Origin of the sequence: Mesorhizobium sp. M5C.F.Ca.IN.020.32.2.1 (genome assembly GCF_004023105.1) — a bacterium.
Lineage (GTDB): Bacteria > Pseudomonadota > Alphaproteobacteria > Rhizobiales > Rhizobiaceae > Mesorhizobium > Mesorhizobium wenxiniae.
The window spans coordinates 1-1,838 of record NZ_RZSX01001085.1; the positions used below are offsets into that span (position 1 = coordinate 1).

The window sequence follows — 1,838 nt, forward strand, 5'->3', positions numbered from 1 at the left end:
GGGCATGACCTTCGTCATAATCACCGGCGGCATCGACCTTTCGGTCGGTTCGGTGCTTTGCCTGTGTTCGATGGTGCTGGCGGTGACCATGCATGCCGGCTACGGCATCGAGATCGGCATTGCCGCTGCAATTGCGACAGCGCTGATCATCGGCGCCTTCAACGGTATCTTGATCGCCTATCTCGGCTTTCCGCCGTTCGTGGTGACGCTCGGCATGCTGTCGATTGCGCGCAGCCTTGCCATGGTCGCCTCCAACAACACCGTCGTCTTCCAGTTCGGGCCGGATCACGACAAGCTTCTGGCGCTGGGCGGCGGCGCCTTTGTGTTCGGCATCGCCAATCCGGTGCTCTACACGATCGTGCTGGCACTGATCACCGGCTTCGTCCTGCGCTGGACGAAATTCGGCCGGCACATCTTCGCCATCGGCGGCAACGAGCATGCGGCGACGCTGACCGGCGTTCCGGTGCGCCAGATCAAGGTCGCGGTCTATATGATCTCGGCGCTCGCGGCCGGTATCGCCGGCATCATCCAGACCGGCTGGCTTGGCGCCGTCACCACCAATCTCGGCAACGGCATGGAGCTTCAGGTCATCGCCGCGACCGTCATCGGTGGCGCCAACCTGGCCGGCGGCATGGGCACGGCCTTTGGCGCCGTCGTTGGCGCGGCGCTGATCGAAGTTATCCGCAACAGTCTCGGCCTGCTCGGCATCAATGCCTTCTGGCAAGGCGTGTTCATCGGCGGCGCCATTCTGCTGGCGGTCCTGTTCGACCGGATCCGCAATTTCAGGCGCAACGAATAGACCGCAGTTGACGAACGCTATTCGTTTCCCTTGCTATCGCTCAGTCTGATAATCGGCCGGTACGGCCCATGACGGGCGCCAGGCGTGCGCATGTGCCTTGACGCAGGCCCGGACTGAGCCCCACTATCCCCATTGCAGGCGAAGGGAGGCCAGTCGCCTGCGGGAGGATATACCCATGACGGAAGCGATCAGGCTCTACTGGGGCCGGTTCGGACATGTTTCTGTCCTGAACGTCGCCAGCGACTTCGTCACCCATGCCCATGTCGAGGCGCATATCATCATCTGGCTGGAAGGCACGGCCGGCGAGATGACCATCGGTCGCGAAACGGTGCGGCTTGGGCCCGGCACCGCCGCCGGCATCAATTCCTTCCAGCCGCACAGCCACGCTTTGTCCAGCGACGGCCGGCCCGGCCTGTTCCTCGCCTTCTACATCGATCCGGACTGGGCGCGCCGGCGTCGCGACCTGCCGTCGTCCGCGCCGCTATTTTCAGCACCGGCGATCACGCTGGAGCCCTGGCTGCACAAGGCGGCAGCCAACCTTCTCGACCATCTCAGCGACAATGAGAGCATCGACGACATCGCCAATTACGAGATCGAGCGCTTCATCGACAGCGTGCTCGACGCCGCCGACGCCTCGGCACCGCAAGTAGCACGCGCCCGCGTCCACACCATGCAGGATTTCCGTGTCCGCAAGGCGATCCAGCTGATGAAGGCCAATGTCTGCGAACGTATCTGCTTCGACGATGTGGCACGCAGCGTCGGCCTGTCGCGGCCGCATTTCTTCGCGCTGTTCAAGGAGCAGACCAATCTGACGCCCAACGTCTACTGGAACACGTTGCGCATGGAGGAAGCCGTGCGGCAGTTGCAATGGTCGCAGGAGCCGCTGATCTCGGTCGCCTGCAATCTTGGCTTCACCACCCAGGGCAATTTCTCGCGCTTCTTCCGCGATCATGTCGGCGTTCCGCCGACACTCTATCGCGAGGCGGCGCGGGCCATTTCCTGAGCCGCCTGGCAGCCGTTTTTCAGACTATTTGATAGG

Annotated in this window: 2 protein-coding genes; both read left to right on the top strand. The window is 63.1% G+C overall.

The window, feature by feature from the left end; translation table 11 throughout:
• Window positions 1-799 (top strand): ABC transporter permease (locus tag EOA86_RS33095; protein WP_164892255.1); only part of this gene is annotated, 799 nt, incomplete at its 5' end.
• A gap of 175 nt (window positions 800-974) precedes the next feature.
• Entirely contained in the window at window positions 975-1,802 is an 828-nt protein-coding gene (locus tag EOA86_RS33100) for an AraC family transcriptional regulator (RefSeq protein ID WP_029351641.1), read from the top strand.
• Window positions 1,803-1,838 lie beyond the last annotated feature (36 nt).

Coding starts and splice junctions, on each gene's coding strand:
- EOA86_RS33100 (WP_029351641.1), top strand. CDS start 975: ATGACGGAAGCGATCAGGCTCTACTGGGGCCGGTTCGGACATGTTTCT.